Below are 22,876 nucleotides of genomic sequence, written 5' to 3' on the forward strand. Positions count from 1 at the left end.
TCCTATTTTAGTCAAATTCTAATTCTACCTGCTCATTACCCAGCAGAGTTCGCAGAGAATTCAGAAGGTCATCAACGGGTGTTACGCGCCAAACAACACCAAATTTAAGCTTTGCTCTGGCATCATCCTTCTGATAATACAAATGAACCGGAATCGTTCCTGAACGATGGGGTTCAAGAGTGCTGCGAAGTCGGTTCAGTAACTGATCATTAATTTGTTTGTCTGACAGTGAAATTGCAAGTCCTCGCGCATATTTTTCCCTTGCTTCACTAATATCCATTAACTCCCGCACTGTCATTTTATTACCACCGTTGAAATCATCAAAGCTGACCTGACCGGTGGCAATCAGGATACTGTCTTTTTCCAGCAAGTGCTGGTATTTATCTAGTGCATCTGAAAATAACATAATATCCAGACGACCGGAACGATCATCAAGCGTACAAATACCAATTCGATTGCCACGCTTGGTAGTAATAACTTTGGCTGAAAGTACTAAACCTACCACAGTTGTCACTTGACCACGAGGGGTAGGGTTCACATCTTTCAATCTCAGACCATTAGTATAACGTTCTATTTCATTTAAATAACGCGTTATCGGGTGCCCTGTCAAATAAAGACCCAGCGTTTCCCTTTCACCGTCCAAAACAACTTGATCTGGCCATTTTGGTACGCTCGCGTATGAGCTTTCCACTTGTTCAGGGGCTTCTGCAAGCACACCAAACATATCAGTTTGCCCTATAGCCTCTGCTTTGGCGTGCTGATCCGCCGCTTTCAGCGCATCTTCCAGTGAAGACATTAAGGCTGCGCGGTGAGGCCCTAAATGATCGAACGCCCCCGCCATGATCAGTTTTTCCATGACGCGACGATTAATTTTTTTAAGATCAACACGCGCACAAAGATCAAAAATTTCCTTAAAGATGCCACCTTTTTGGCGAGCTTCTATAATCGCCTCAATTGGGCCTTCACCGACACCTTTAATCGCACCGATACCGTAAACAATTTCACCTTCATCGTTAACGTGAAAATGATATAGCCCACTATTAATATCAGGAGGTAATACTTTTAACCCCATTCGCCAACATTCATCGACGAGGCCGACGACTTTCTCGGTGTTATCCATATCCGCGGTCATAACAGCCGCCATAAATTCAGCCGGATAATGCGCTTTAAGCCATAATGTCTGGTATGAAACGAGCGCATAAGCGGCGGAGTGAGATTTGTTAAATCCGTAACCGGCAAATTTTTCTACCAAGTCAAAGATTTTCATCGATAGCTCACCATCGATACCGTTTTTGATGGCTCCTTCCTCAAAGACGGAACGCTGTTTTGCCATCTCCTCCGGTTTCTTTTTCCCCATCGCACGACGTAACATATCCGCGCCGCCGAGAGTATAACCAGCGAGTACCTGTGCAATCTGCATCACCTGTTCCTGGTATAAGATAATGCCATACGTCGGCTCTAGAACAGGTTTTAATGATTCATGTTGCCACTGCACATCAGGGTATGAAATCTCTTCACGCCCATGCTTACGGTCGATAAAGTTATCCACCATCCCTGATTGCAATGGACCAGGGCGAAACAATGCCACCAATGCAATCATATCTTCAAAGCAGTCAGGACGCAGGCGCTTGATCAAATCCTTCATCCCTCGGGATTCAAGCTGGAATACCGCCGTTGTTTCTGAACGCTGCAACATGTCGAAACTTTTTTGATCATCCAATGGTATTGCCGCAATATCCACTGGCTCAAGGTTTTTCTTAGCCCGCCTTGCGTTGATCATCTCTAACGCCCAATTAATGATCGTGAGCGTACGTAATCCCAAAAAGTCGAACTTCACCAATCCCGCATATTCAACGTCGTTTTTATCAAATTGGGTGACTGGGTTATTCCCTTCCGCATCGCAATACAGAGGGGCAAAATCGGTAATTTTGGTAGGCGCAATAACCACGCCCCCAGCATGTTTCCCGGCGTTACGTGTGACCCCTTCAAGTTTACGCGCCATATCGATGAGTGCTTTCACCTCTTCATCGGCTTCGTAAATTTCAGGCAGTTGCGGCTCGGCCTCAAATGCTTTCTCTAATGTCATTCCCGGATCAGGGGGAACCAGTTTCGAGATCCGATCGACAAAACCGTATGGGTGGCCTAATACACGGCCTACGTCGCGGATAACCGCCTTCGCCGCCATCGTACCGAACGTGATGATCTGTGAAACCGCATCTCGTCCATACATTTGAGCAACGTGATCAATCACTTGATCGCGTTTTTCCATACAGAAGTCAACGTCAAAGTCAGGCATAGAAACCCGTTCAGGGTTTAAGAAACGTTCAAAAAGGAGATCGAACTCTAACGGATCTAAGTCCGTAATTTTTAGAGCGTAGGCAACCAAAGAGCCTGCACCGGAGCCACGACCAGGCCCTACTGGTACACCGTTATCTTTTGACCATTGAATAAACTCCATCACGATCAAGAAATAACCAGGGAACCCCATTTGGTTAATAACGTTTAGCTCGACTTCTAGCCGTTCATCATATTCAGGACGTCTTTCGGCTCTCACTTTCTCATCAGGAAAAAGGAACTTCAGGCGCTCCTCTAATCCCTCTTTTGACCGCATAACCAAAAAGTCTTCCGTTTTCATATCCCCTGTTGGGAATTGGGGAAGGAAGTACTCACCAAGACGAATGGTTACGTTACAACGCTTAGCAATCTCTACACTATTTTCAAGTGCTTCAGGGATGTCGGCAAACAGCTCACACATCTCTTCTTCAGATCGTAAATATTGCTGAGGGCTATATTTTTTAGGCCTTTTAGGATCAGATAAGGTAAAACCATCATGGATAGCGACACGTATTTCATGCGCATCAAAGTCGCTACTTTCAATAAAACGTACATCATTAGTCGCAACAACAGGTAAACCACGCTGCGTTGCAAGCTCTACCGCCGCATGTAAATAACTCTCTTCGTCAGGCCTTCCTGTACGAATGAGTTCTAAATAGTAGCAACCGGGAAAGTGGGTTTCGTAAAATGCCAAGCATTCATCAACGAGAGCTTGATTACCGCGCAATAAAAATTGCCCTACATCCCCTTGGCGGCCACCTGAAAGCAGTATCAAACCTTCTTTATGCTTAACAAGCCAATCGCGATGGATCGTTGGCCCTATCGCCCCATAGCCTTTTTGATAGGCTTCTGAGATCAACAGCGTCAGGTTTTGGTAGCCTTCGTTATTACGAGCTAGTACGGTTAAGTGAGCAATTTCATCACCCAATTGCTCGCTTTCAACAAAAAAGTCAGCGCCAATAATAGGTTTAATACCAGCACCGTGCGCTGCTCCATAGAACTTCACCAAACCACATAAGTTAGTGAAATCAGTGATCGCAAATGCTGGCATGCCCATTGCTGCCACTTTTTTAACTAATGGACCGGTTTTTGCCAGACCATCAATCATTGAATAGTCGCTGTGAACGCGTAAGTGAATAAAACGAGGTTCAGCCATCTAATTTATACTCAATCTTTCGCTTCTAATGCACGGCGCACAGGAGCAAAACTCTTGCGATGAAATTTTGTTGCGCCAAACTGTGCCAGTTTTTCTAAATGATAAGCCGTCGGATAGCCCTTATGTTTTGCAAAACCATATTCTGGATAAGCTTTATCTAGCTCAACCATTTCTCGGTCTCTAACCACTTTGGCTAAAATTGATGCCGCGCTTATTTCCTGCACTAAACTATCACCTTTAATCACCGCTTGTGAAGGCATTGATAAGGTTGGGCAACGGTTACCATCCACTAAAACAAAATCAGGTGTTATGCTTAAACCAGCAACAGCACGTTGCATCGCAAGCATGGTGGCATGCAGGATATTGATTTCATCAATTTCTTCAGGTTCAGCTCGCCCAATACACCAGCACAAGGCTTTTTCTTGGATCTCAACAAAGAGTTTTTCGCGTTTTTTCTCGGTGAGTTTTTTTGAGTCAGTCAAGCCAATGATTGGATTTTTAGGATCCAATATTACAGCGGCGGTCACCACCGCACCAACAAGGGGGCCGCGCCCAACTTCATCTACGCCAGCAATTAAGTTGGCATTTGGGTATATAAAATCCATTAATTTCGAACCAAATCCAATACAGCTTCAGCCGCTTGTTTATCTGCATCACAGCGGATCAATTGATGGAGCTGTAAAAATGTTGCTTTTAATTGTTCTACCTGTTCGCCGCCTTCCAGTAAGGGAATTAGCTGCTGAGCTAACTTTTCAGGTTGGCACTCTTCCTGTAGTAACTCTTTGACTATCTCTTTTTCAGCTAACAAATTAGGCAATGAAACATAGGGTGTCTTTACTAAACGTTTTGCCAACCAAAAAGTAAATGGTTTCATACGATAACCCACTACCATTGGACATTTCGCTAGCATACATTCAAGAGCCGCCGTTCCCGATGCGAGCAACGTCGCATCCGCCGCGATCATCGCATCTCTGCCTTGGCCATCTAACATATGGACAGCTAGCTCAGGAGCGACTTGTTGACGGATCGCTTCAAACTGTTCACGCCGTTTTTGGTTGACCAAAGGCACGACAATGTGAAGATCCGTAAAATGCTGTTGTAAAATTTTCGCTGTTTTCAAAAAATCAGCACTTAGCATTTCAACTTCTGAGTGACGGCTGCCCGGTAAGAGGGCTAAACACTTCCCTTCTTCAGGTATACCAATGCGTTGCCTTGCCGCTGTTTTATCGACATGAAGCGGGATAGCATCTGCCATTGTGTGCCCAATAAAGCGACACGGAACATTAAAACGATCATAGAAGGCTTTTTCAAACGGCAAAAAGGCAAGCACTAAATTTGTTGCTCGACCAATTTTGAAGACGCGTTTCTGCCGCCATGCCCACACAGAAGGGCTGACGTAATGAATGGTTTTAATGCCTTTTGATTTTAACTTCCCTTCAAGGGTGATATTAAAATCAGGTGCATCAATACCAACAAAGATATCTGGCTGTAATTGTGTAAAGCGTTCGGTAAGATCTTTGCGAATAGCGAGTAACCGAGGAAGCCTGCCAAGCACTTCAACAATCCCCATTACCGCTAACTCTTCCATCTCATACAAAGCTTCACAGCCTTCTGCTTGCATTAAAGGCCCTGCGACACCTACAAAACGTGCATCAGGTACTTGTGCTTTGAGTGCTCGGATAAGCCCTGCGCCGAGTATATCGCCGGATGTTTCCCCAGCAACAAGGCCAATAGTAAGTGGGCGGTGATGATTCGCCAAAATGATCTCCTTAATAAAGGCCCTGACTTCGTTATCTTAACTACCGACTAACGAATAATACCACGATTAGACTCTGCGGAGTTCTCAAGGAACTCGCTGAACACTTTCACATGCGGGTTAGCTTGTGCAAGTTGAGCGATTTCGCTACGTGCTTCCTCTAGTGATTTACCTGAACGGTAAAGGACTTTGTAAGCATTACGAATCGCATGTAGAGACTCTTTATCAAAACCGCGACGCTTCAAGCCTTCAATATTCAGGCCATAAGGCGTTGCATGGTTACCTTGCGCAATGACGTAAGGTGGAACATCTTGCGCCACACCTGAACAACCGCCAACCATAACATGAGCACCAATTTGGCAAAATTGATGAACAGCAGTCATTCCGCCAATAATTGCGAAGTCACCTAAAATAACATGACCACCCAGTGTACCGTTGTTTGCAATGATGCAGCGGTTACCAATAATACAATCGTGGGCAATATGCACATTCACCATAAATAGGTTATCGTCACCCACTTTGGTTAAACTACCGCCTTGGATCGTTCCGCGATGGATAGTGACACTTTCTCTTATACGGTTTCTGTCACCGATCTCGACTCGTGTTGGTTCACCTTGGTATTTCAGGTCTTGGTTGATTTCACCAATCGATGCGAACTGGAAGATCACATTGTCACGGCCAATTTTGGTGTGGCCATTAACAACAATGTGCGATTTGAGCTCAGTGCCTTCGCCGATTTCAACGTTAGCACCAATATAACAAAAAGGGCCAATACGAACATTGGCACCAATAATAGCTCCATCTTCGACAATCGATGAGGGATGAATACAGGCTGTTTTATCAATCATATCAGACCTCACGGCGACGGGCGCACATCATTTCAGCTTCGCAGGCCACTTCTCCATCAACTTTTGCAACACCTTTAAAACGTGCAACACCGCGACGTTCTTTAATAAACTCGACTTCGAGGATCATCTGATCTCCCGGCAACACTGGGCGCTTGAAACGAGCATTATCAATCGCTGCAAAATAGTACAATTCACCCGGTTCTAGTTTACCAACGCTCTTAAATGCTAGGATACCTGTTGCTTGAGCCATTGCTTCTAGGATCAACACACCTGGAAAAATAGGTTTGCCCGGAAAGTGGCCTTGGAAAAAGGGTTCATTGAATGACACATTTTTTACTGCGCGCAGAGATTTTCCTTTTTCAAAATCCAGTACACGGTCAACCAAAAGGAATGGGTAACGGTGTGGAAGTAATTCTAAAATCTCTTCAATATTCAGAGTATGATTATCACTCATCGAAATACTCTTCCTGTCTATTAATACAATTTAATTAACGAATCGGCCTGCTTTAACCATAAAGTTAGGTTAACTGGCAGGCCGGAAAAACGTAACTCAGTCGATTATTTTAACCTGAATTACGAAATGATTACTGATTTTTTTGAGTTTGACTATCTAATTCACGCTCAACAGCTTTTAAGCGCTTATTCATCTCATTGATATTCAAAACCAAAGCTGCTGTTTTACGCCAAACTTTATTAGGCTGTAAAGGAATACCAGAAGAGTATACACCAGGTTCAGTGATTGGTCTCATAACCATTCCCATCCCTGTGACAGTCACCTTATCGCAAATTTCCATGTGACCGTTAATAACACTCGCACCACCAATCATGCAGTAGCGACCAATTTTCAAGCTACCCGCCATGATAACGCCACCTGCTACGGCGGTATTATCACCGATGGTTACGTTGTGTGCTATCTGACATTGGTTATCAATAATAACACCATTACCAATAACTGTATTATCTAGCGCACCACGATCAATTGTTGTACAAGCGCCAATTTCTACGCGATCGCCAATAATAACTGTACCTAGCTGAGGAATTTTGACCCAATTGCCACGATCATTCGCGTAGCCAAAACCATCAGAACCGATTACAGCTCCTGATTGGATCAAGCAGTGTTCACCAATTTCAACATTATGGTAAACGCTAACATTCGCCCATAAACGCGTACCAGCCCCGATACGAGTATTTTTACCAACAAAACAACCTGCGCCAATAACAACGTTATCGCCTAACACAACGCCGCTTTCAATCACGGCATTCGCCCCAATCGCCACGTTGTTTCCTAACTTCGCCCCTTTATCGATAACGGCTGACGAATGGATATTCTCTGCTGGGCTTGGCGTTGTATCCATGATTTGTGCCATGCGAGCATAGGCAAGATAAGGGTTATCGACTACCAGCGCCGCCACTTTACAAGCATCAAGATCTTTCGCTGTTAATACCACAGCGGCAGCCTGACACTCAGCGAGTTTGTCGCTGTAGCGACTATCTGATAGGAATGTAATTTGCTGATTATTTGCTGAATACATCGGTGCAATACCGGTGATGACGATATCGCCATCACCGTGTAACTGTGCATTCAACTGCTGAGCGAGGTCAGCCAATCGAATTGAGGACATCTATTATTTAACCTGTTTTTGAACCTTACTCGTGATGTCTACGCTATCTTTGGCATATGCAACAGCATTTGCATCGATAACCACATCATAACCTTCTTTGGCTGCAACAGATTTAATAGAATCCTGAATACGACTTAGGATTTTGTTACGCTCTTCCATTTGACGACGACGGTTGTCTTCTTCAAATTTTTGCGCTTTTTCTGCGAACTGATCACGTTTAGCCATCAGCTCTTTTTCTTGTTTTTCACGTTCGCTTTGCTTCATTGTTGCACCATCACGACGTAATTTTTCTACGCGTGATTGAAGGTCTTTTTCTAAATTTTGCAACTCTGTCGCACGGCTTTTGAATTCACTTTCAAGCTGTTTAGCTACAGCTTCGCGCGCTGGCATTTTTTGGAAAATTTCGCCAACGTTCACGACTGCAATTTTATCTGCATAAGCACCTGCTGACATCGCCAAAGCCAGAGTGACACCCGCCGCACACAACAATTTTTTCACACGAAACTCCTTAACCCATATTTATGGCTGGAAATTTTGGTCACCCTCACAATATATGCAAGGGCTTTCCTTAGATAGAGACGTTCTAGATTACCACGTTCTACCAATATTAAATTGGAACTGTTCTGATTTATCCCCTTCGTAATCCTTAATAGGTTGCGCATAGGAGAAGACCAGAGGCCCAAGCGGTGACATCCACTGTAGAGCAACCCCCGTAGAAACACGGACGTTTGTTGCTTTACCATAATCTGGCATGCCTTTACGCCAATCTGCATTGATACTGTTCCAGTTGGTATCCCATACTGTACCCGCATCAACAAATAACGATGTACGAACTGTATTTGAGTATTTCTCATCGATAAATGGTGTTGGTGTAATCAGCTCAAAGGACGCCGCATACATCGCATTACCACCTACCGCATCGCTTGATGGGCTACCCGGTTCAGGCTCACCTTTACCATTAACATTTTTCAGATAAACCGCTTTTGGCCCGATATTGTTAGAACGGAAACCACGCAGCGTACTTGAACCACCAGCATAGAAGTTTTCATAGAATGGCATTTGCTTGCTGCCAAGGCCATCCCCGTAACCTGCTTGTGCACGACCTAAGATAACCCAAGTCTCATCTTCATTGATTGGGTAGTACTGTGCTGTATCAAAACGCAGTTTGTAGTACTCGTTATCAGAGCCTGGAACGGTGATTTTACCTGAAACACTGGTTTTATTACCCGATGTCGGGAAGAAACCACGGTTCAAGGAATTATAAGTCCAACCTAAGTTAACGGTGAAGTCATCCGCATTAAATTTCTCTTTATTGCGACCATCATCATTAATTGGAGGCTTATCGCCCATAGAATAGAGGTAATCCCACATTGCTGCTTGCGGACGCATATCAGACAATGAGTTATGAACGTAACCTGCACCAACACGGAATGAGTTATTCTCGTTGAATGGGAAGCTTAAGAACGTATCTAAACCATAGGTTTTATTGGTATAGCCAGACAAGTCAGCATCTTTCGCACGGAAATCATTATAGAAAACACGCCCGCCTAAGCTCACACCATTAACGGTGAAGTAAGGATCCGTAAACGACATTTCAACGTTGGTTGAGTAATCGTTTTTACTTGCGTTGATCCCAACCGCATTACCGGTTCCTAACCAGTTGTCTTGACTTACACCGACTTGGAAACTCACGCCACTTTCAGTACCGAAACCGACACCAAAGTTCATGGAGCCTGTATTACGCTCTTTAACTTTGTAGACCACATCGACTTGGTCTGGGCTACCCGGTACCCGTTGCGTTTCGACATCAACAGTTTCAAAGAAACCCGTACGGTTAAGACGCTCTTTGCCTAATTCGACTAAATCATTACCAAGCCAAGCCCCTTCCATCTGGCGCATTTCACGACGGAGGACGGAGTCTTTACTTGTGTCATTACCTTGGAAACGGATTTGACGAACATAGAAGCGGTTACCTGCATCGATATTGACATGCAGTTTGACCGTTTTATCTTCATCATTAATTTCAGGTTGTGTCATTACACGAGGATAGGCATAACCATAACGACCAAGAAGATCCTTGATTTTGTTTTCCATACTCGTCACCTGCGTGCCGTTATACAGCTCGCCTGGGGTGATCGTAATGAGTTCTTGAATTTCAGTCAGATGATCTGCGGTATTACCATTAATTTCCACACCAGAGATCTTATATTGATCGCCTTCAGTGACATTAATTGTAATGTAGATATCTTTTTTGTCTGGCGTCAAACTGACTTGAGTGGAATCAATATTGAAACGCGCATAGCCACGGTCAAGATAGAAGCTACGAAGAGTTTCTAAATCACCAGCCAGTTTTTGTTTTTGATATTTTTGGTCTGCCGCTAGGTTCCACCATGGCACATCATCACGCAATTGGAATTTATTAACCAATTCAGCCGTCGTGTAATTTTTGTTTCCTACGACGTTAATCTGCTGAATTTTTGCAGACACGCCCTCAGAGAACACAAATTTTAAATCTACACGGTTACGAGGCAGTGGCGTAGCCACTGCTTTTACTGTCGCATTGTATTTACCAACACTATAGTAAAAGTCTTCCAGACCTTTCTCGATATTCGCTATTTTCGTGCGGTCCAAAGCCTCACCAACACGAATGTTTGATGCTTCCAAGTTTTGTTTGAGCATATCATCTTTAACAGATTTATTGCCTGTAAAAGTGATACTCGCGATGGTTGGTCGCTCTTTAACTTGAACGATCAGCGTGTTTCCATCACGCAGGACCCTAACATCTTCGAAGTTGCCAGTAGAGAATAGAGATCGAATTGAACGGCTAATATCTTCGTTATCAATCGAGTCACCTACCCTGACAGGCATGTTCAATAATGCTGCACCAACGGCGACGCGTTGTAGACCTTCGAAACGAATGTCCTTAACTACGAATCCGTCTGAACCGTATGCAGTCGCGCTGCCAAATAGCAGCGACGCTATGAGCAACTTTTTCATCGCCATCGTTGTTATGCGTATTCCTTACTGGTCCCCAGCTTACTTGTTAGAAGCGAGAGAAATCATTAAAAAGTGCAAGTCCCATTAACAGAATCAATGCCATTGCACCTATCCGATAACTAAAGTCTTGTACTCGCTCAGACACTGGACTTCCTTTAATTTTCTCAATTAACAGGAAGAGCAAGTGCCCCCCATCTAATACAGGCAATGGAAACAAATTGATAATGCCCAAGTTTACGCTTATCAGCGCAATGAACATCAAATAATATACCAAGCCTGACTCTGCCGATACCCCTGCACCTTTCGCAATAGATATCGGTCCACTCAAGTTGTTAAGTTTGACATCCCCAACAACGAGTTTGCCCATCATATTCACGGTCAGTTTCATCAACTGCCACGTTTTATCGCTAGCTTGATAGATGGCAGAAAATGGCCCATATTGCTGCACCATTCTATATTCATCTGCTAACGGTAACACTGAAAGTTCAACTCCCGCAAATCCAATTTGCTCGCCACCCTTTCCATTTTGACTATCAGGCGTCAATGTGAGTGAGATGATCTGATTATTTCTTTCAACAGCTAACTTCAACGGTTGATTCGGACTATTACGAATCAACCGAGTTACCGGATTCCACAAATCTAATGTTTCGCCATTTACGCTAACAATTCTATCTCCGGGTTGCAAACCTGCTCGCTCACCAGCTAAACCCGGTGAAACTTTCGATATCACAGGATCAATTCTAGCGGAAACCGGCATAATTCCCATGGAAAGAACGGGATCTTGCTTTTCAGGATCAAATTGCCATGCGGTTAAATCTATCGTTTTAGTCACTGGTTCACTAAACCCTTGAGGCAATACGGACACAGTGAGTTCACTGTCGCCAATTTTGCCAACTAAGGCTAATCGAATTGAATTCCAGTCAGGCGTTTCGATACCATCAATCGATTTTAGTTCCATTCCCGGCAAAATATTTGCACTAGCGGCAACGGAGCCAGGTTTCACATCTTCAATCACAGGGCGTACTGATGGAATCCCCATCATGAACACCACCCAGTAGACAACAATTGCAAGTAAAAAGTTCGCAATTGGGCCAGCACTAATGATGGCGGCTCTCTGACCAACCGTTTTATTGTTAAACGCTAAATGACGGCGTTCAGGTGACACATCACCGACGCGCTCATCAAGCATTTTGACATAACCGCCTAGCGGGATCAGGGCAATAACAAATTCGGTTCCTTGTCGATCCACCTTGCGCCATAACGTTTTCCCAAAGCCGATAGAAAAACGTTCTACATAAACACCGCAGCGACGTGCAACCCAAAAGTGACCAAATTCATGTACGGTAATTAACACCCCAATGGCGATGATAAATGCCGCTAGACTCCAAAAAAATCCCATGTCTTATCCTAGAGACCGAACCCGTTAAAAACTAACAAATTTAACCCTGCAAATACAGGTATTGCCGCTGTTAGACTGTCAATTCGATCAAGAATTCCACCGTGACCAGGAATTAAATGGCTACTGTCTTTAATTCCTGACTGGCGTTTAAACATACTTTCCGTCAAATCACCGAACACAGATACTACAACAACAATAATTGATGTAACCAGCAAATAATCAGGCATTACTGGGATTGGCGCAAATGAACTAAATAGCCAAGAAATAATACCTGCGGTGATCAACCCACCAACAAGGCCTTCCCAGGTTTTACCGGGGGAAACCTTAGGTGCCATCTTATGGCGCCCCATTGTACGACCAAAGGCATAAGCACCTGAATCAGCACCCCACACCAGCAACATAACATATAGCAACCACCAAGCACCAAAAAAGGTGTCACTATGGTAACCAATGGTTCGAAGCACCATCATACCGCAATAAAAAGGAATGATAGTTAACAGCCCAAACAGTACACGTACTAACGCCGATTGCCCCCATGCTTTTGCCGATGCTGGGAAAGTAATCACAAGTAAAATTGCCACTATCCACCAAATAAGACCGGCCCATAAACCATATAAAATAAGCGGCTCATTCTTTAACATTGTGATATCAGCAAAAGAGAACTGCATGGCTAGCAGTATGACGGCAAAAACCACCGCAAGACCAATTCGCTTAGCTTGTGTGTGCCAACCTGCAAATTGCGCCCATTCCCAAGCCCCTAAGGCACATACGGCAATCACCACATAACCAAAAGCGGCAGGTGAAAGCAAAAAAAGCGCAGCAATAACCAGCGGTATTAATACAATCGCTGTCATTAAACGATATTTCAGCACAATTTACCCCTTTTATTTAACGAGCTCATCATCAGACTCAGCTCCACCATAACGCCGCTCGCGTTGACTAAAAGCATCAATTGCATTCTGAAACACCATTTCATCAAAATCTGGCCACAGTACATTGGTGAAATAGAATTCCGCATAAGCAACCTGCCATAATAAAAAGTTACTGATACGGTGTTCTCCACCAGTTCTGATAACCAAATCAACATTTTCTTGATCATGCATACAAACATAATGGTCAATGGTATTTTCATTGATATCGTCAAGAGAAAGTTGCCCACTTTGTACGCGCGCAAAGATTTGCTTCATACTATTAGCAATATCCCAACGACCACCATAATTCGCCGCAATATTGAGTTTTAAGCCCGTGTTATTTGCAGTTAATTTTTCTGCTTTTTGAATACGTTTTTGAAGACGCTCACTAAATCGACTAATATCACCAATAACCAATAATTTCACATTATTTTTATGTAGATTCTTGACTTCATTATCTAACGCAAAAACAAATAGCTCCATCAGTGAACTGACTTCTTTTTCTGGTCTTCTCCAGTTTTCACTACTAAATGCATACAGCGTCAGTGAGCTAATCTTGTTTTTTACTGCAAAACGTACTGCATTACGCACAGACTCAACGCCAGCCTTGTGCCCTGTTATTCTTAGTTTTCCTCTCTGCTTTGCCCAACGCCCATTGCCATCCATGATAATCGCAACATGTTTTGGCAAGGCTGAATGAGAGAGATTTTCACCACTAGAGTTCATTAAATAGTAATCCTTGTATGCATAGCGTCGAGAATTCAGCATTATCATAACCGCTATTGTTGAGTTTGCTGATAAGACACATCCTTAATTCTCCGCTAAATACTGATATTATCTTTCGTTCTTATAAGCGTCACATATTAAAGACTTATTATACTTATCAGCAACTAAATAAATCACATACTAGACTGAAAATGTATGTTTGATTAGTTGTGCAGCTTCTCGACGAGCTTGATTGTCGATGTCTAAGACCTCATCAATCGAAACTGGTTCAGATAAATGCAATTTTTCTAATGTACTTAGGTTAATTTTTGCAATATCTGTAAAGCGTATTTTACCGTCCAAGAATGCAGCGACAGCGATTTCATTAGCGCCATTTAGAATAGTTGTGGCTGCTTGCCCAGCATGGCAGGCATCGATAGCCAATTTTAAACAAGGGTAACGTTGATAATCTGGCTGTACAAAGGTTAATGATGACAATGTTGTAAAATCTAACGGTTCGACACCAGAAGAAATACGCTGCGGATAAGCCATGCTGTATGAAATTGGGGTGCACATATCAGGCGTACCTAGCTGAGCTATCACGCTACCATCACGATAACGCACCATAGAATGGATAACGGATTGAGGGTGAATAATCACTTCCATTTGTTGTTGATTGGCATTAAAGAAATAACAAGCCTCAATATATTCAAGCCCCTTATTCATCATCGTCGCTGAATCAACAGAAATCTTACGCCCCATAGACCAATTTGGATGGTTGCATGCTTCGTCCGGCGTCACATTATCTAGGTGCGACAACGGAGTATCCCTAAAAGGACCACCAGAACCTGTCAAAATAATGCTTGAAATTCCCGAGGCCGATAAATCGGCAAAACCCAAGTTGAGTTGAATGTTTTCAGGTAAACTTTGGAAAATCGCATTATGTTCGCTATCGATAGGAAAGACTGTCGCACCGTGCTCACGAATCGCATTAAAGAATAGACGACCGCTCGTGATCAGCGATTCTTTATTCGCTAATAAAATTCGTTTGCCCTTGCGAATTGCGGCTAAGGTAGGAAGTAGTCCAGCAACACCAGTAATAGCGGACATCACTTGGTCCGCATCATCCAAGCCTGCAAGTTGAATGGCGGCATCTGTTCCTGATAAAACTTCTGTTTTGCAATTATTTTCAGACAAAATTGCCCGTAATGCTTGAGCAGAAGATTCATCAGCCATAGAGGCGTATTGAGGTTGAAATTCAAGGCATTGGTTTGCTAATTCCGCCACATTGCGACCAGCAACTAAAGCGACAATTTGAAATTTATCACGGTTATTTCTGACAACAGAAAGTGTGCTTTTACCAATTGAACCTGTTGATCCTAGAATAGTAAGACGTTTCATTATGCGGATGCTCTGTATTTACTCAATACTGAGATTATATCAGCTTGAAAGGGAAGAAAGGATTTTTATTAGATATGAATGAATAAAGCCATCAGAGATTTCCCTCTAGATGGCTTTATTCGCTACTTGATAGATTAGAATTCCATCAATTCAGCTTCTTTCTGCGCTAATGCTTCATCAACTTTCTTAATGTAGCCATCAGTCAGTTTTTGGATGTCATCTTGTGAACGACGTTCTTCGTCTTCACTGATCTCTTTATCTTTCAGCAGGGCTTTAATTTTATCGTTCGCATCACGACGAATGTTACGAACAGCAACACGACCTTGCTCAGCTTCCGCTCTAACAACTTTGATCAGGTCTTTACGGCGCTCTTCTGTCAGTGGAGGAAGTGGAACACGGATAACAGTACCGGCAGAAGATGGGTTTAAACCTAAATCAGACGCCATAATCGCTTTTTCAATCGCGGGAGACATTGAGCGATCAAAGACTGAAATCGCTAAAGTACGCGCATCTTCAACAGTTACGTTAGCAAGTTGGCGCAAAGGCGTTGCGGCGCCATAATAGTCAACCATGATGCCATCAAGTAGGCTTGGTGACGCACGGCCTGTACGAACTTTACTGATTTGGTTTTTTAGTGCTTCAACACTCTTTTCCATACGGTCTTGAGCATCTTTTTTGATTTCATTAATCACGTTTTCAACCCTTAAGAACTGGTTATTAAAGGCCGCAATGCAGCCTCGCTTAAATTGTCTGAACTTATATTAGATAATACAGTTAAACGCGGTTGATGTCTCTGAGTATTAATTGTGAGAAATCAGAGTTCCTTCATTTTCACCCATTACAACACGACGTAGAGCGCCAGGTTTATTCATATTGAAAACACGAATAGGCAAGTTATGATCACGTGCTAACGTAAACGCTGCCAAATCCATCACTTTCAATTCACGCTCAAGCACCTCTTGATAAGTCAGCGTTTCATAAAGTACGGCATCTGGGTTCTTTGCAGGATCCGCTGAATAAACACCATCAACTTTTGTTGCTTTCAATACAACATCCGCTTCAATCTCAATACCACGTAAACACGCGGCAGAGTCAGTTGTAAAGAATGGGTTACCTGTTCCAGCAGAAAAAATCACAACACGACCATGGCGTAACAGACTGATAGCTTCAGCCCAGCTATAGTTATCACACACGCCGTTAAGAGGAATAGCAGACATCAGTCTTGCATTCACGTAAGCACGATGCAATGCATCACGCATCGCTAGCCCGTTCATCACAGTGGCTAGCATTCCCATATGGTCACCGACCACACGGTTCATCCCCGCCTGTGCCAAACCAGCACCACGAAACAGGTTACCACCGCCAATAACGACACCGACCTGTACACCCAGCTCTATAAGTTCTTTGATTTCCTGAGCCATACGATCTAAAACGCTAGCATCGATTCCAAAACCTTCTGCGCCTTGTAAGGCTTCGCCACTGAGCTTAAGCAGGATACGCTGATAAACGGGTTTTGCATTGGTTGCCATGGTGTTCTGTCCTACACAGATAATTTATTGGGGTAACACACGCAGAATACTTAAAGGTGGATTCTACGTACCTTAATTATTGAATTCGTTGTATTACTACAATGTATATTAAAACAGAGCCGCCAATCGGCGGCTCCTTGTAAAACTGACGACTTATTTGCTCATTGCAGCAACTTCAGCTGCAAAGTCAGTTTCAACTTTCTCAATACCTTCACCCACTTCGAAACGGATAAAGTTAGTGACTTTCGCATTTTTCTCTTTCAGCAGATCACCAACAGATTTGCTTGGATCCATCACGAAAGGCTGGCCAGTCAGAGAGATTTCGCCAGTAAATTTGTTCATACGGCCAGTAACCATTTTCTCTGCGATTTCGCGTGGTTTACCTGACTGCATAGCGATGTCTAATTGGATTTGGTGCTCGTGAGCAACAACGTCCGCTGGTACATCGTCTGGAGTAACATATTCAGGCTTGCTTGCTGCAATGTGCATTGCAATGTGTTTTAGCAGCTCTTCATCAGCGCCTTCAGCCGCAACCAAAACACCGATACGCGCACCGTGCAGGTAGCTACCTACTTGTGCACCGTCTAGGATTGCGACGCGACGAATGTTGATGTTTTCACCGATTTTAGCGACCAGAGCAGTACGTGCATCTTCGAATTTCGCTTTAACTGCTTCGATATCAGTATTTCTATCAGCGATAACAGAAGCCATAACTTCTTTACCAAATGCCAAGAAACCAGCATCTTTAGCAACGAAGTCAGTTTCACAGTTCAGTTCGATCAGAGCACCGCTTTTGCCATCAGCAAAAACTTCTGCAAGGATAACACCTTCAGCAGCAACACGGCCTGCTTTCTTAGCAGCTTTAGCTTGACCTGATTTACGCATGTTGTCGATTGCTAATTCGATATCACCATTAGCTTCAACTAGTGCTTTTTTACATTCCATCATACCTGCGCCAGTACGTTCGCGCAGTTCTTTTACCAATGCAGCGGTAATTCCAGACATGTGATTTATTCCTCGATATACCTCGTAGGGGGCTCCCTACAAGGGTCATTCTGATTCAGATAGATAAAAGGGGCCATATAGGCCCCCTTCTAACCATATAGCAATACCTGGTTTATAAGGGCTCTTTATTAGAGCAGGCCTTATTATTCAGCTTCTACTAAGCCTTCTTCTGCTTGAACAGCCAGATCCTGAGAACGACCTTCACGAACGGAAGTTGCTACAGCGCTCAGATACAATTTGATTGCACGGATTGCGTCGTCGTTACCAGGGATAACGAAGTCGATACCGTCTGGATCAGAGTTAGTATCAACGATAGCAAATACTGGGATACCCAGGTTGTTTGCTTCTTTGATAGCAATGTGTTCGTGTTCTGCATCGATAACGAACAGAGCGTCAGGTAAACCGCCCATATCTTTGATACCGCCTAAGCTGTTTTCTAACTTACCAAGTTCACGAGAACGCATCAGCGCTTCTTTTTTGGTCAGTTTGTCGAAAGTACCGTCTTGTGACTGAACTTCCAGATCTTTCAGACGTTTGATTGACTGACGAACAGTTTTCCAGTTAGTCAGCATACCACCTAACCAACGGTGGTTAACGAAATACTGGTCACAGCTATTAGCAGCTTCTTGAACGGCTTCGCTTGCTGCACGTTTAGTACCAACAAACAGAATCTTGCCTTTACGAGAAGCAATTTTAGTCAACTCAGCCAGAGCTTCGTTGAACATTGGAACGGTTTTTTCCAAGTTAATGATATGTACTTTGTTACGAGCGCCGAAAATGAAAGGTTTCATTTTAGGGTTCCAGTAACGAGTCTGGTGACCAAAGTGTACGCCCGCTTGTAGCATATCGCGCATGGAAACAGTTGCCATTTAATACCTCTGTATTTTAAGTAATTGGGGTTATGCCTCCACGGATCCCATAACACCGACTCCAAAGCTGCGCTAAAACGCATAAGAGCACCCCGGTGCATGTGTCGACCCGTGTGTGTTATACACAATTGAGTTTAGTTTTCGCTAATCCATAATGCCAATCGAATACGCTTTAACAGGGTAGCAAAACGATTTTTTCGAAGAGATAATATGGATCGCCGGCGCGCTTTATACCATAAAATGGATCAATAAGCCAACTTTTGTTGTTTTTTTACGGGGTGAAAAAACACCATCAAATGGCTTGAATCTCTTCATTAAAACGAGGCGAAATCGCCTTGGTAAGCATCATTGAGCGTTTTATACACGGCGTATGGATAGCGTTTTTTCTTTTTATTATTTGATAAAAAAATCTTCAACGACAAATACTCGTTTTTCACTATCCATAATATCAGACCCAAAGTGTATTTTCTCTCAATACCTTTTATTTAATGGCGTACATTCCAGCCTGATATTTCACTCTAAAGGCTAAGAAGCATCAATGCCTAGTTGGCAGAAAATGCAGTGGCTGATACCATAAACATCATCATGTTGATATAGATGGTGCTATCGCTCATCTATTAAACCCTTTTCATACAAACTATGTCACAGAGTCGTTACTGACATAAATGGACTGAATTCATGGCTATTATTATCAAAACTGAAGAAGATATTCAGAAAATGCGCGTTGCTGGTCGTTTAGCAGCCGAAGTGTTAGAAATTATTGCTCCCCATGTAAAACCGGGCGTTAGCACGGGGGAGTTGGATCGCATTTGTCATCAGCACATTGTCGATGTACAACAAGCGATACCTGCTTGCTTAAATTATCATGGCTTCCCTAAATCAGTCTGTATTTCAGTCAATGATGTTATCTGCCATGGTATCCCTAGTGATGATAAGATTCTAAAAGACGGCGACGTTGTGAATATCGATGTTACCGTGATTAAAGAGGGTTTTCATGGCGATACCTCAAAAATGTTCATTGTTGGTAAGCCAACCATCCAAGGCGAACGCCTGTGCCATATTACCCAAGAGAGCCTCTATTTAGCGTTACGTATGGTAAAACCGGGTATCCGCCTACGCACCTTGGGCAAAGCGATTCAACAATTTGTCGAGAAACATGACTTCTCTGTTGTACGTGAATATTGTGGTCATGGTATCGGTGAAGGTTTCCATGAAGAGCCACAAGTCCTTCATTATGATGCCGATGACAGCGGTGTTGTATTACAAAAAGGCATGGCTTTTACTATCGAACCGATGGTCAACGTCGGTGATTACCGCATCCGTACTATGAATGATGGTTGGACCGTAAAAACCAAAGATAGAAGCTGGTCGGCTCAATATGAGCATACGCTAGTTGTCACCGACAACGGGTGTGAAATCATGACATTACGTAAAGAAGAAGAGCCATATATCTCAGCGGTGCTGGTTAACGATTAATTTTTAGCACGCGGCTCTTATGTGGCATGTTACCTGTTAGAGGAAACAACTTTCGTAACATGCCGCATACTTAAGGCTTCCCTTCTCTTTTTTTACTCGAAATAATTTAATTTGCGGCTGTTCATCCATGAAAATCCCCAGTAAGCTGTTCACTATTGTGTTCAGCCTATCGATGCGGAAAGATAATGATGACACCATCCTCTGTAGCGTTTTTATCACCCACTTTATTTCAATCTTCTGACCTCGAACTGCTTCGCCTCAAGCAGCATGTCGAATCTTTCCATAACCACTTAGAAGCCGCATTCAAGCAAAACGAGTCCGTGATTGATTTAGTCCATGCGCGCAGTGATTACTTAGATGCCCTACTCACGCGTTTATGGAAAGAGTATCAATTTGACCGACAACCCAATATGTCTTTAATTGCTGTAGGTGGATACGGGCGACATGAGCTGCATCCCTTATCAGACATTGATATTTTAGTGTTAAGTGCAGAGCCTCTTTCTGAACAGATAGCCTCAAAAATAGGCCAGTTTATTACTCTATTGTGGGATCTTAAATTTGATATCGGCCATAGTGTTCGCACATTGCAAGAGTGTATTGATGCGGGTATCGCCGATTTAACCGTTGCGACAAACCTTATTGAATCGCGCCTAATTTGTGGTGATATCGCCCTATTCTTACGCTTACAAAAAACCATTTTTAGTGATAGTTTTTGGCCTTCAGCAACCTTTTTTGCCGCAAAACTCGAAGAGCAGCAAGATCGCCATCATCGCTATCACAGTACTAGCTATAACTTAGAGCCAGATATAAAAAGTAGCCCTGGAGGGTTACGCGATATCCATACGCTACTTTGGGTCGTTCGGCGGCACTTTGGAGCCACCACCGTCGATGAAATGGTCGGGTTTGGTTTTCTTACTGAAGAAGAGCGCCAAGAGCTAAAAGAGTGTCTCACTTTTTTATGGAAAATCCGCTTCGCTTTACACTTAGTTGTCAAACGCTATGACAATCGCCTTTTATTTGATCGCCAATTTAGTGTCGCTCGCTTACTCGGCTACCAAGGGGAAAAAAACCAGCCCGTTGAACTGATGATGAAGGATTTTTATCGTGTGACACGCCGCGTTCGTGAACTCAATCAGATGTTATTACAACTGTTTGATGACGCTATTCTTACTCTCAATCCTGATGAAAAACCTCGTCCACTAGATGAACAATTTCAGTTGCGGGGGCCATTAATCGATGTTATTGATGATATGCTGTTCGTTAAGCAACCCGCCGCCATTTTAAAAATGTTCTATTTAATGGCTCGATACCCCAATATCACGGGGATCTACTCAACGACCTTGCGCCAACTGCGCTTTGCGCGACGTAATTTAACTACTCCTTTATGCGAACTCCCTGAAGCTAGGCGGCTTTTTATCAAAATATTACGTCACCCTAGAGCCATTAAAGGGGCTTTCGTTCCCATGCATCTGCACAGTGTATTAAGTGCTTATACCCCTTATTGGAGCAATATCGTTGGTCAAATGCAGTTTGACCTTTTTCATGCGTATACGGTCGATGAGCACACCATCCGAGTGCTACAAAAAATAGATAGCTTTACTCATGAAGAAAATCGCCGCGACCATCCACTCTGTGTTAGCGTTTACCCTAAGCTGTTGCATCCAGAAACATTAAGGCTTGCCGCATTATTCCACGATATTGCGAAAGGGCGTTCGGGAGATCATTCTGATTTAGGGGCTGAATTTGTGTATGAGTTTGCTCTGCAACATGATTTGCCGCTCAAGGAAGCTGAGTTAGCCTCTTGGTTAGTAAAAAGCCATTTATTAATGTCAGTTACGGCACAACGTCGCGACATTCAAGACCCCGATGTCATCAAACAATTTGCCCTCGAGGTCAAAACAGTGACGCGGCTAAACTATTTGATGTGTTTAACTGTTGCCGATATTTGTGCAACTAACAGTACGCTTTGGAATAGTTGGAAGCAGAGCCTAATTCGAGAACTGTTTTTATCTACTGAACATCAACTCAACCAAGGAATGCAAAGTACTCCTGATTTACGAGAACGTATCCGCCATCATCGCCACCAAGCGTTAGCGTTATTACGCCAATCTTCAATCAATGAAGAAAAATTAAACCAATTATGGTCTCGCTGTCATGCAGACTATTTTTTGCGTCACACGCCTTCTCAATTAGCTTGGCATGCCTGTAACCTATTAAAACATGATCTTGAGCAGCCTCTCGTGTTGATCAGCACACAGCCAAAACACGGTGGAACCGAAATTTTTATTTGGTGCCCCGATAAGCCACACTTATTTGCGGCCGTGGCTGGGGAGCTTGATAGGCGCAACCTGAGTATCCACAGTGCACAGATTTTCACCAACAAAGACAACATGGCAATGGATACCTTTGTGGTGTTAGAACCGAATGGCACGCCATTATCAAAAGATAGATATGAGCAGATCCGCCATAGCCTGCTACACGCGGTACAACAACCTGCGATCTCACTTCCTCAGGCTCGCACCCTACCGTCAAAACTACGCCATTTTACCGTTCCTACCAAAGTGAATTTTTTACGCTCAACCAATGAGCGCCGTAGCTATATGGAGCTCTTTGCTCTCGATCAACCGGGGTTATTAGCACGGGTTGGGCATGTGCTCGCTCAGATGGAAATCTCGTTACATGGTGCACGGATCACCACAATTGGCGAGAAAGTGGAAGATTTTTTCGTCCTTGCAGATAAAAATCACAAAGCGCTCGATAAAAAAATGCAACAAGAGTTATCAGAAAGGTTGACAGAAACCCTCAACTCGAAGGATAAATGTTAGGTTTTATAAGCAATATTATTACTGGTCCTTAAAGGGGAAAATT

Annotated in this window: 18 protein-coding genes; 2 read left to right on the forward strand and 16 right to left on the reverse strand. The window is 43.4% G+C overall.

Going from position 1 to position 22,876, the window contains the following annotated elements; translation table 11 throughout:
• Nucleotides 1-7: 7 nt before the first annotated feature.
• The 16 genes from dnaE to rpsB form a co-directional block, all read right to left on the reverse strand.
• Entirely contained in the window at nucleotides 8-3,490 is a 3,483-nt protein-coding gene (dnaE, locus tag PR699_RS16700) for a DNA polymerase III subunit alpha (RefSeq protein ID WP_040132401.1), read from the reverse strand.
• Nucleotides 3,491-3,501: 11 nt separating this feature from the next.
• On the reverse strand, nucleotides 3,502-4,095 hold the full coding sequence (rnhB, locus tag PR699_RS16705) for a ribonuclease HII (protein WP_014657686.1): 594 nt from the start codon (nucleotides 4,093-4,095) through the stop codon (nucleotides 3,502-3,504).
• Complete coding sequence (gene lpxB, locus PR699_RS16710) at nucleotides 4,095-5,249, reverse strand: lipid-A-disaccharide synthase (protein ID WP_004916749.1); 1,155 nt, start codon at nucleotides 5,247-5,249, stop codon at nucleotides 4,095-4,097. Before lpxB ends, rnhB begins: the two co-directional genes overlap by 1 nt.
• 47 nt (nucleotides 5,250-5,296) lie before the next feature.
• The gene (lpxA, locus tag PR699_RS16715) at nucleotides 5,297-6,094 is read right to left on the reverse strand and encodes an acyl-ACP--UDP-N-acetylglucosamine O-acyltransferase (RefSeq protein ID WP_004916754.1); all 798 of its coding nucleotides are present in this window, start codon (nucleotides 6,092-6,094) and stop codon (nucleotides 5,297-5,299) included.
• Nucleotide 6,095: 1 nt separating this feature from the next.
• Nucleotides 6,096-6,548 carry a 3-hydroxyacyl-ACP dehydratase FabZ gene (gene fabZ, locus PR699_RS16720; RefSeq protein WP_004916757.1) on the reverse strand — a complete coding sequence of 151 codons (453 nt, stop codon included), beginning with the start codon at nucleotides 6,546-6,548 and terminating at the stop codon, nucleotides 6,096-6,098.
• A gap of 130 nt (nucleotides 6,549-6,678) precedes the next feature.
• Nucleotides 6,679-7,716, reverse strand: coding sequence for a UDP-3-O-(3-hydroxymyristoyl)glucosamine N-acyltransferase (gene lpxD / locus PR699_RS16725; protein ID WP_014657685.1), 1,038 nt, complete (start codon nucleotides 7,714-7,716; stop codon nucleotides 6,679-6,681).
• 3 nt (nucleotides 7,717-7,719) lie between these two features.
• Entirely contained in the window at nucleotides 7,720-8,214 is a 495-nt protein-coding gene (gene skp, locus PR699_RS16730; RefSeq protein WP_004916764.1) for a molecular chaperone Skp, read from the reverse strand.
• Nucleotides 8,215-8,304: 90 nt separating this feature from the next.
• Nucleotides 8,305-10,719, reverse strand: a complete 2,415-nt coding sequence (bamA, locus tag PR699_RS16735) for an outer membrane protein assembly factor BamA (protein WP_004916767.1) — start codon at nucleotides 10,717-10,719, stop codon at nucleotides 8,305-8,307.
• 40 nt (nucleotides 10,720-10,759) lie between these two features.
• Entirely contained in the window at nucleotides 10,760-12,112 is a 1,353-nt protein-coding gene (gene rseP, locus PR699_RS16740; RefSeq protein WP_014657684.1) for a sigma E protease regulator RseP, read from the reverse strand.
• 8 nt (nucleotides 12,113-12,120) lie between these two features.
• On the reverse strand, nucleotides 12,121-12,984 hold the full coding sequence (cdsA, locus tag PR699_RS16745) for a phosphatidate cytidylyltransferase (RefSeq protein WP_014657683.1): 864 nt from the start codon (nucleotides 12,982-12,984) through the stop codon (nucleotides 12,121-12,123).
• Nucleotides 12,985-12,996: 12 nt separating this feature from the next.
• Complete coding sequence (gene uppS / locus PR699_RS16750; RefSeq protein WP_004916773.1) at nucleotides 12,997-13,749, reverse strand: polyprenyl diphosphate synthase; 753 nt, start codon at nucleotides 13,747-13,749, stop codon at nucleotides 12,997-12,999.
• A 180-nt stretch (nucleotides 13,750-13,929) separates the two neighbouring features.
• The gene (ispC, locus tag PR699_RS16755) at nucleotides 13,930-15,129 is read right to left on the reverse strand and encodes a 1-deoxy-D-xylulose-5-phosphate reductoisomerase (protein ID WP_014657682.1); all 1,200 of its coding nucleotides are present in this window, start codon (nucleotides 15,127-15,129) and stop codon (nucleotides 13,930-13,932) included.
• A gap of 134 nt (nucleotides 15,130-15,263) precedes the next feature.
• Nucleotides 15,264-15,821, reverse strand: coding sequence for a ribosome recycling factor (frr, locus tag PR699_RS16760; RefSeq protein ID WP_004916781.1), 558 nt, complete (start codon nucleotides 15,819-15,821; stop codon nucleotides 15,264-15,266).
• Nucleotides 15,822-15,929: 108 nt separating this feature from the next.
• On the reverse strand, nucleotides 15,930-16,658 hold the full coding sequence (gene pyrH, locus PR699_RS16765; protein WP_004916784.1) for a UMP kinase: 729 nt from the start codon (nucleotides 16,656-16,658) through the stop codon (nucleotides 15,930-15,932).
• Nucleotides 16,659-16,811: 153 nt separating this feature from the next.
• A complete protein-coding gene (tsf, locus tag PR699_RS16770) occupies nucleotides 16,812-17,663 on the reverse strand; it encodes a translation elongation factor Ts (protein WP_004916787.1) in 852 nt (283 codons plus the stop codon).
• Nucleotides 17,664-17,806: 143 nt separating this feature from the next.
• Nucleotides 17,807-18,532, reverse strand: coding sequence for a 30S ribosomal protein S2 (rpsB, locus tag PR699_RS16775; RefSeq protein ID WP_004916790.1), 726 nt, complete (start codon nucleotides 18,530-18,532; stop codon nucleotides 17,807-17,809).
• A 678-nt stretch (nucleotides 18,533-19,210) separates the two neighbouring features.
• Here rpsB and map point away from each other — a divergent pair.
• Together map and glnD are read left to right on the forward strand one after the other, a co-directional pair.
• The gene (map, locus tag PR699_RS16780) at nucleotides 19,211-20,008 is read left to right on the forward strand and encodes a type I methionyl aminopeptidase (RefSeq protein WP_004916796.1); all 798 of its coding nucleotides are present in this window, start codon (nucleotides 19,211-19,213) and stop codon (nucleotides 20,006-20,008) included.
• A gap of 185 nt (nucleotides 20,009-20,193) precedes the next feature.
• On the forward strand, nucleotides 20,194-22,833 hold the full coding sequence (gene glnD, locus PR699_RS16785; protein ID WP_014657681.1) for a bifunctional uridylyltransferase/uridylyl-removing protein GlnD: 2,640 nt from the start codon (nucleotides 20,194-20,196) through the stop codon (nucleotides 22,831-22,833).
• Nucleotides 22,834-22,876: the final 43 nt, after the last annotated feature.

Origin of the sequence: Providencia sp. PROV268 (assembly GCF_028477805.1) — a bacterium.
Classification (GTDB): Bacteria; Pseudomonadota; Gammaproteobacteria; order Enterobacterales; family Enterobacteriaceae; genus Providencia; species Providencia stuartii.

Bases quoted from the DNA above. Each gene is read 5' to 3' on its own strand.
- dnaE (WP_040132401.1), bottom strand. From the start codon at position 3,490: ATGGCTGAACCTCGTTTTATTCACTTACGCGTTCACAGCGACTATTCA.
- rnhB (WP_014657686.1), bottom strand. From the start codon at position 4,095: ATGGATTTTATATACCCAAATGCCAACTTAATTGCTGGCGTAGATGAA.
- lpxA (WP_004916754.1), bottom strand. From the start codon at position 6,094: ATGATTGATAAAACAGCCTGTATTCATCCCTCATCGATTGTCGAAGAT.
- fabZ (WP_004916757.1), bottom strand. From the start codon at position 6,548: ATGAGTGATAATCATACTCTGAATATTGAAGAGATTTTAGAATTACTT.
- lpxD (WP_014657685.1), bottom strand. From the start codon at position 7,716: ATGTCCTCAATTCGATTGGCTGACCTCGCTCAGCAGTTGAATGCACAG.
- bamA (WP_004916767.1), bottom strand. From the start codon at position 10,719: ATGGCGATGAAAAAGTTGCTCATAGCGTCGCTGCTATTTGGCAGCGCG.
- rseP (WP_014657684.1), bottom strand. From the start codon at position 12,112: ATGGGATTTTTTTGGAGTCTAGCGGCATTTATCATCGCCATTGGGGTG.
- uppS (WP_004916773.1), bottom strand. From the start codon at position 13,749: ATGAACTCTAGTGGTGAAAATCTCTCTCATTCAGCCTTGCCAAAACAT.
- ispC (WP_014657682.1), bottom strand. From the start codon at position 15,129: ATGAAACGTCTTACTATTCTAGGATCAACAGGTTCAATTGGTAAAAGC.
- pyrH (WP_004916784.1), bottom strand. From the start codon at position 16,658: ATGGCAACCAATGCAAAACCCGTTTATCAGCGTATCCTGCTTAAGCTC.
- tsf (WP_004916787.1), bottom strand. From the start codon at position 17,663: ATGTCTGGAATTACCGCTGCATTGGTAAAAGAACTGCGCGAACGTACT.
- rpsB (WP_004916790.1), bottom strand. From the start codon at position 18,532: ATGGCAACTGTTTCCATGCGCGATATGCTACAAGCGGGCGTACACTTT.
- map (WP_004916796.1), top strand. From the start codon at position 19,211: ATGGCTATTATTATCAAAACTGAAGAAGATATTCAGAAAATGCGCGTT.
- glnD (WP_014657681.1), top strand. From the start codon at position 20,194: ATGATGACACCATCCTCTGTAGCGTTTTTATCACCCACTTTATTTCAA.